This window comes from Iodobacter sp. CM08 (genome assembly GCF_033446605.1).
In the GTDB taxonomy this organism is placed as follows: Bacteria; Pseudomonadota; Gammaproteobacteria; order Burkholderiales; family Chitinibacteraceae; genus Iodobacter.
This window is the reverse complement of record NZ_JAWQUO010000071.1, coordinates 1-6276: the sequence shown is the minus strand read 5'-3', so window position 1 is coordinate 6276 and position 6276 is coordinate 1. Positions and strand designations below refer to the sequence as shown.

At 42.1% G+C, this 6276-nt stretch carries 6 protein-coding genes; all 6 read right to left on the bottom strand.

What is annotated here, in order from left to right:
* Positions 1–112: 112 nt before the first annotated feature.
* Positions 113–1456 carry a sel1 repeat family protein gene (locus R6242_RS21750; RefSeq protein ID WP_318430914.1) on the bottom strand — a complete coding sequence of 448 codons (1344 nt, stop codon included), beginning with the start codon at positions 1454–1456 and terminating at the stop codon, positions 113–115.
* A complete protein-coding gene (locus R6242_RS21745) occupies positions 1449–2678 on the bottom strand; it encodes a sel1 repeat family protein (protein WP_318430911.1) in 1230 nt (409 codons plus the stop codon). Before R6242_RS21745 ends, R6242_RS21750 begins: the two co-directional genes overlap by 8 nt.
* A gap of 87 nt (positions 2679–2765) precedes the next feature.
* Complete coding sequence (locus tag R6242_RS21740) at positions 2766–3095, bottom strand: phospholipase D-like domain-containing protein (RefSeq protein WP_412100794.1); 330 nt, start codon at positions 3093–3095, stop codon at positions 2766–2768.
* A gap of 113 nt (positions 3096–3208) precedes the next feature.
* Positions 3209–3976 (bottom strand): hypothetical protein, encoded by a 768-nt coding sequence (locus R6242_RS21735; RefSeq protein WP_318430907.1) that lies wholly within the window; start codon positions 3974–3976, stop codon positions 3209–3211.
* Positions 3964–5370, bottom strand: coding sequence for a hypothetical protein (locus R6242_RS21730; protein ID WP_318430905.1), 1407 nt, complete (start codon positions 5368–5370; stop codon positions 3964–3966). The genes R6242_RS21735 and R6242_RS21730 overlap by 13 nt, the downstream gene beginning before the upstream one ends.
* A gap of 3 nt (positions 5371–5373) precedes the next feature.
* A partial coding sequence (locus R6242_RS21725) for a DUF2345 domain-containing protein (protein WP_318430903.1) occupies positions 5374–6276 on the bottom strand: 903 nt, incomplete at its 5' end.

Here is a 6276-nt window from a genome sequence, read left to right as displayed (position 1 = left end):
CAGTACCATCAGCCCTCTTAGAAATTCCCATTTCATGACTAGGCAATATTTTTACCGACTCATCATCGTTATTCATTTGCGCACTCCTTTTCAAAAGATGGGCCGTCGGTTATTAACTATATTTTTCCAATTGCCATTCCATTGCCAGCTCCATTTTTTCTGGGCCTTTTAGCCATTGGGCCAGTTTATTGCTGCGGGGAATTGATGCTGGAATGGTGGGCATAAGCTGGCCTTTGCTGAGCAGGTGGCTATATTTTTGCCCTTCAAAATAGCCAACCCACAGACCGGCCTCTGGGCAAGGTAAGCCGTTGTGACAGAGGGTGCCAAGGGCGACGCGGCTTGGCGTAGTGATGGCGGCTGGAGCTGGAGGGACAACTTCCGTTTTTTTAAGCAGGGCCAGCGGCATGCCCGATGCGGGGTCTAGCCCCTTGGCTTTAGCCAGTTTGGCGATCAGTTCATCACTGGGCTTAGCAGGTGCAATGTTCGCTTCATGCATTTTTAGCCATTTTAAAGAGCCATCCCAAGGAGGCAATTTAGCCGGTGGCAAGGGCACAATATCGTCAATTTCTTCTACGGTCGGTTTGAGATAAGAATAGCGACCAAGTACAGCGCCAATTGCTTTATAGCGGCGTGAGCGTTCGTCATCTTTGGTTTGCCCTAAGTAATACAACTCGTTAGTTGAAGGCAGTCCTTCAAAGCCATGCTCCATAAAAGAAGCAGCATTCTCACTGCCAGCTTTCACACCAAGTTGAAACGAAATAAGAGCATCTGAGTACCTCTTCTTTAATGTTTTATAGCCAATCGCAACTGAAATAGCCGCTTCACCATGCCCCTGCTCTGCTGCACACCGGAGCATTTTTTCTGCAACTTCTGGTGCCATATCAGCTGGATCTAATTTCTCACCTACATAAAATTGACCTGCGGGGCTTCCCATATTGGCAGATTTTCGGAAGTATTTTAGTGCCAATTCAGGGTTTTCATCGTAACCATAGCCGTGCTCAATGTAATAGCCAATATTGTAAAATCCAGTAGGGATATTTTCTTTTACTAATTGATCGTTTAAATCTAGGACTTCAATAATTGATCCTTCCAGACTGCCATCGGTCATGCCATTTTGTAAATTGATATTGGCTTTATAGTGCCCATTAGCAGCTGCAATGCGATATAGGCGGGCAATCTCTGGATAAATATTGGTGTCTTGTTTTAATAGGTTATTCTTTTGTAGCCAGCGGGCATAAAGGAACAGCGTATCTGCTTCTTTGGGCTGTTCTGGTAAATGATCTTTTTCATAAGCGCAAGTAAATGCCTGCTTGGCTTTGATATTATCCAGATTATCCAATTTTCTATCCTTAAAATCATTGCCGCAGGCAGTGAGTGCAAGGGTAGCAAACAAGACGAAGCAATAAATAGGCGCAGGCATTTTATTGACTCTCGCCTCCCATAAGAAATCATGCATCCGTATATTTTTCCAATTGCCATTCCATAGCCAGCTCTATTTTTTCTGGGCCTTTTAGCCATTGGGCCAGTTTATTACTGCGGGGAATGGATGCTGGAATGGTGGGCATAAGCTGGCCTTTGCTGAGCAGGTGGCTATATTTTTGCCCTTCAAAATAGCCAACCCACAGACCGGCCTCTGGGCAAGGTAAGCCGTTGTGACAGAGGGTGCCAAGGGCGACGCGGCTTGGCGTAGTGATGGCGGCTGGAGCTGGAGGGACAACTTCCGTTTTTTTAAGCAGGGCCAGCGGCATGCCCGATGCAGGGTCTAGGCCCTTGGCTTTAGCCAGTTTAGCAATCAGCTCTTCACTTGGTTTAGCTGGTGCAATATTCGCTTCATGGGCTTTTAGCCATTTTAAAGAGCCGTCCCAAGGTGGCAATTTAGCTGGTGGCAAGGGCACAATATCGTCAATTTCTTCTACGGTCGGCTTGAGGTAAGAATAGCGGCCTAGTACAGCGCCAATTGCTTTATAGCGGCGTGAACGTTCTTCGTCTTTTTCTAAGGCAATGTAATTAAGTTCATCAGTAGGGGGAGGCGCAAGAAAGCCATTTTCTAAAGCAAAAGCGGCAATTTCATGGCCAGCTTTAGCCCCAAGCTGATAGGCCTTAACCGCCTCTGCATATTTCTTTGACTCTTGAAAATGTGCCCCTAACTCCATGCCTGCTTTTGCATGCCCTTGTTCTGCGGCGCAAAGGCGTAACTGCCGCATCACGTCGGGAGCCATATCGTCAGGTGCTAATTTTTCTCCTACATAATATTGTCCTGCTGGGCTGCCCATGTCGGCAGATTTTCGGAAATATTTTAGCGCTAATTCAGGGTTTTCATCGTAGCCATAGCCATGCTCGATGTAATAGCCAATATTGTAAAATCCAGTAGGGATATTTTCTTTTACTAATTGATCATTTAAATCTAGGACTTCAATAATTGATCCTTCCAGACTGCCATCGGTCATGCCATTTTGTAAATTTATATTGGCTTTGTAGTGTCCATTAGCAGCGGCAATACGATATAGGCGGGCAATCTCAGGATAAACCTTGGTGTCTTGTTTTAATAAATTATTCTTTTGTAGCCAGCGAGCATAAAGGAACAGCGTATCTGCTTCTTTAGGCAGTTCTGGTAAATGATCTTTTTCATAAACACAGCTAAAAGCAAGTTTTGCGTGTACATCGGGTAAATCAGGCATAGTCCTTTCCTTGGCATGGGGCGAGCTGGCTTTACAAGCAGTAAACATGAGGCAAATTAATAGCAGATAACTAAATCGTGGCATGGTTTAATCCGAGTCTGAGATTTTGGTACTACCGCGATAGAACTCGACCAGGGATGCATAGGGTTTTCCTAGGCTAGCTTTGCTTCTATCGGGGGATCGTTTCTTATTTTCCTTAATAATTTTATCCCACTTTTTAAATGCCTCTGCGGGTTCATCCTGTGCTCCCAATCCCTTGGTATGCAGCGCCCATAAATCACGGCGCATTTTCTGGGTAACGCTACCTGCTTCATGGGCGATATTTAATTCGCTATCTACTTCCATGCTGCGCACATTGATATTCGCTGAGCCGTGGGTGGTAAAGACATCATTAATGATCATTAGCTTGCTGTGGATATAAACAGCGCGGTAGGTTGGGCTAAAGCTGTATCAGCCCAACACCTCAATATGCCTAAGAATGTTGGGCTGATAGGTCACTAACCCAACCTACCGTGCTACCGTGCTGTTTTTTAAATCACATGCACTTCTTTTCCTGTTGTTTTTTTTAATATGGAGGGGTAATAAAAATACACAAGTAAATGACTTACAATCATTCCATTGAACATTAATGACAGTGGTAATGAAATTGCAGACATAAAAATAGAGAAAAAATCAACTCCAAAATTGCTAATAATTATTTCATGTAGAATAAATGAAAATGGTTGGAGTGGGATTAATATTACCCACAGAATTGGGTGTGGCAAATACCTGCGTTTTAGTTTTTTCTCTATAATGGTTTGTTGTATACCATTTTTATATATAAATTTATCTGCTTCTTCTCTGTATAAACTTTGTTTTAATAATGGGTTGGAGACGATCATTGTTATATTCTTTGCTGAGTAAATGACCCAGCATAAATTTGTTCCAATTCCAATAAATAGCCCCAGCAATTTAAATGTCCATGGTATTGAACTAAAAATGTAAGGACTAACTACAGCGTTGGTAAGTAAATATGAAACAGAAAATAAAAAAATAATTCCTGAACCTGCCCATTTTGTTACAAGTTTGGTGGTCTTTGAAAAAAACATAAAAATCAATACTAGTAAAGTAATCGCTAGTAAATATATTCCAAGAAGCCAGCTATTGTTATTGCTACCGATTTCTGTGCTATATAAGGATGAAGACATACCCGCCCCCAAAAGGAAACAGATTGTGCAACCGAGCCCAGCTAGCTTTATTATAAAATCAACATCTTCGTGATTATGAATATCTTTTATTTCATTTTTTATTTTGCCCATAATACAATCTCCTCATACTCTTTTTCTGATTTTAACTTTAAATAATCCCAATTTTCACTAATTATTTCCCCAGCTTTTCTTAATTTGGGGGCGACATACCCAGAAATGCCATCCCCGTTACTATCACCTTTTAGGCTTTTACCTGCGCTCTTATCCATATAGTCAATTCCGTAAGTGATAAACATAGATGCGGTTATACCAAAAATACCAACGGCGATAACGGGGATTGCTCCTGTAAATATGATTGCAACAAACACTATAACTATTGCGGTTATGATTGAACTTATTATGGCTACAAGTAATGTTTTTAATATAGATATTATTAAGTTAGAGGCGAAGTCATAACCATCTTTTTTTGTATCTGACTTCCACTCTAAATATGAAGTTGCTGTAGAAAAGGCAAAACTTATTAGAGTATTGTTTTTTATGGTTCCAAGAACAGCTTTCCAAGCTGCCGAGAAGGAACTTTTTGCACTTCCTGCTCCCGAAAAAATTTGTATAATTTTAGCGTTTGACGAACCATGCCCCCCTTGCCTAAATATAGGGTTACTATTGCTATAGCCAGAGAAATATACTCTTATTTTTCCATTTATTTTATGAAATTTAGCTGTTACAAACTTAGTACCTTTCGCTGTTTTTGTATCAATACTATTTCTTAGCCATTCCCAGTTATCTGCAACGTAAGCTGTTGTTCCTGCAAGTTGCCCATATAACCAATTTCTTGTTGCGACTTCATTTATATCTAGATCTGCAAGGCCTGATTTTCCTCCCCCAGTTTGAATGTGCTTCAATATCTTTTCTGGGATGCCATCCTCTGCAACTTGTACTACTTGCACAATTGGGTGCTTTTCTTCAATAAAGCTAGCTTTAAAATTTTCAGCTTCTGAATTCGGGTTAATTGAGCTGGAAAATGGAGCTGTTTTTTTAGGTAAAAAATCATCTGATGAACTTGATTTGTTTTCCTCTTGGGAAACGTCGTTTTTTAATGAAATTATAAATGGCGCGGGTTTTTCTTTGGGGAGATATCCATATTTGATTGGGTCTAATTTTTCTATATTGTATTTCCCAATAATACTATTGCTGGCTTTAAGCACTAAGTGGCCTTTGAAGTCACGTGCCACCCAAAGGTGCAGACGCTCTTCATTTTTTAGAGTGACTTTCTTCCCCGCAGTAATTAACTTTTTATCACGAACTGAATAAAAGGGGCTTGCTTCAGATTCTATAGTGTAATTCAATTCCTTAAGAAGCTTGATGTCTAAAACAACATCACGATGCTTTCTAAGGATAACTTTTATTTTGCTTTTAGAGCGGGTGCATTGTATTGCTTCACCTGGCAAGTCTATATTTACACATTGAAATTCATCTTGTTCTTTATTAGAAGACGTTTTTGGCATGATTTATTTTCCACGACGTTTAGTTTGAGCTGCTTTTAAAACGCCCCATGGCGCATTTTTGACTGTTGCTTTTCCAGACTCATCAAGCGCTATTTTTTCGTTTTTACCATCACCAAAAATGAGTTTAATTTCTTCACCGGCTGGTGCGCTATTTCCATCTGCATCTTCGTATAAAATTTCCAAGTCAGATTTCTTATCCAAGTCAGCAAGGTTAAATGGAGCGTTTGGTAAAGTTAGAGATGCAGGCCCGCCCCAATCATGGCTCCCGCCTTTAATGCTCACTTTCCCCGGTGCATGCAGCTCAATCTTGCCGTCTTTGATACGGATATAAGCGCCACCGGCGGTGAGCAGGATTTCTTGCTTGGCGTTGAACAGGCCCTTGCCTTTGATTGCAGTGAGTTTTACGTTTTTGTCGGCAGTGATTTCAATATCGTCGCTTTGTGCTTGCAGCTGGATTTTGCCTTTGGCTGCGATCAGTTTTAGCGCGACTTTATCTTTTACCCCAGCTACAAACAGGCTGATATGTTGGCCTACGTTATGTATCCAGCGGCGGCCGGAGGTTTGGTTGGTGTCGCGCTGGGCGATTTGATCTAAGTTAGTGCCTGCGGAGAGGGTCTGGCTTTGCGGGCTGGTGATGGCGATGCCGTCTTCCCCGTGTAGCAGGATAATTTTTTGCTGGCCGGTTTGGTCTTTAGATTTGCTCTTGCCGTCTTGATCGGTGTTGCTGCCTGCTTCAAGGCTTTTGCTGGCGTGTACGTGGTGGTAAAGATGGCCGGTACTGGCTTTGCCGTCGGTGCGCGGGTGGATTAGGTAACCAAGGTTCAACTGAGTTTTGCCGTGCTCGCTAGATAGCTTAGTGCGGACTTCCCCCTGAGTATCGTCAAACAACAGCTCGCCGTATTGGCC

What these genes read in the sequence shown, in the direction of transcription:
- R6242_RS21735 (WP_318430907.1), bottom strand. Translation starts at nt 3,976, where the DNA reads ATGGGCAAAATAAAAAATGAAATAAAAGATATTCATAATCACGAAGAT.
- R6242_RS21745 (WP_318430911.1), bottom strand. Translation starts at nt 2,678, where the DNA reads ATGCCTGATTTACCCGATGTACACGCAAAACTTGCTTTTAGCTGTGTT.
- R6242_RS21750 (WP_318430914.1), bottom strand. Translation starts at nt 1,456, where the DNA reads ATGCATGATTTCTTATGGGAGGCGAGAGTCAATAAAATGCCTGCGCCT.
- R6242_RS21730 (WP_318430905.1), bottom strand. Translation starts at nt 5,370, where the DNA reads ATGCCAAAAACGTCTTCTAATAAAGAACAAGATGAATTTCAATGTGTA.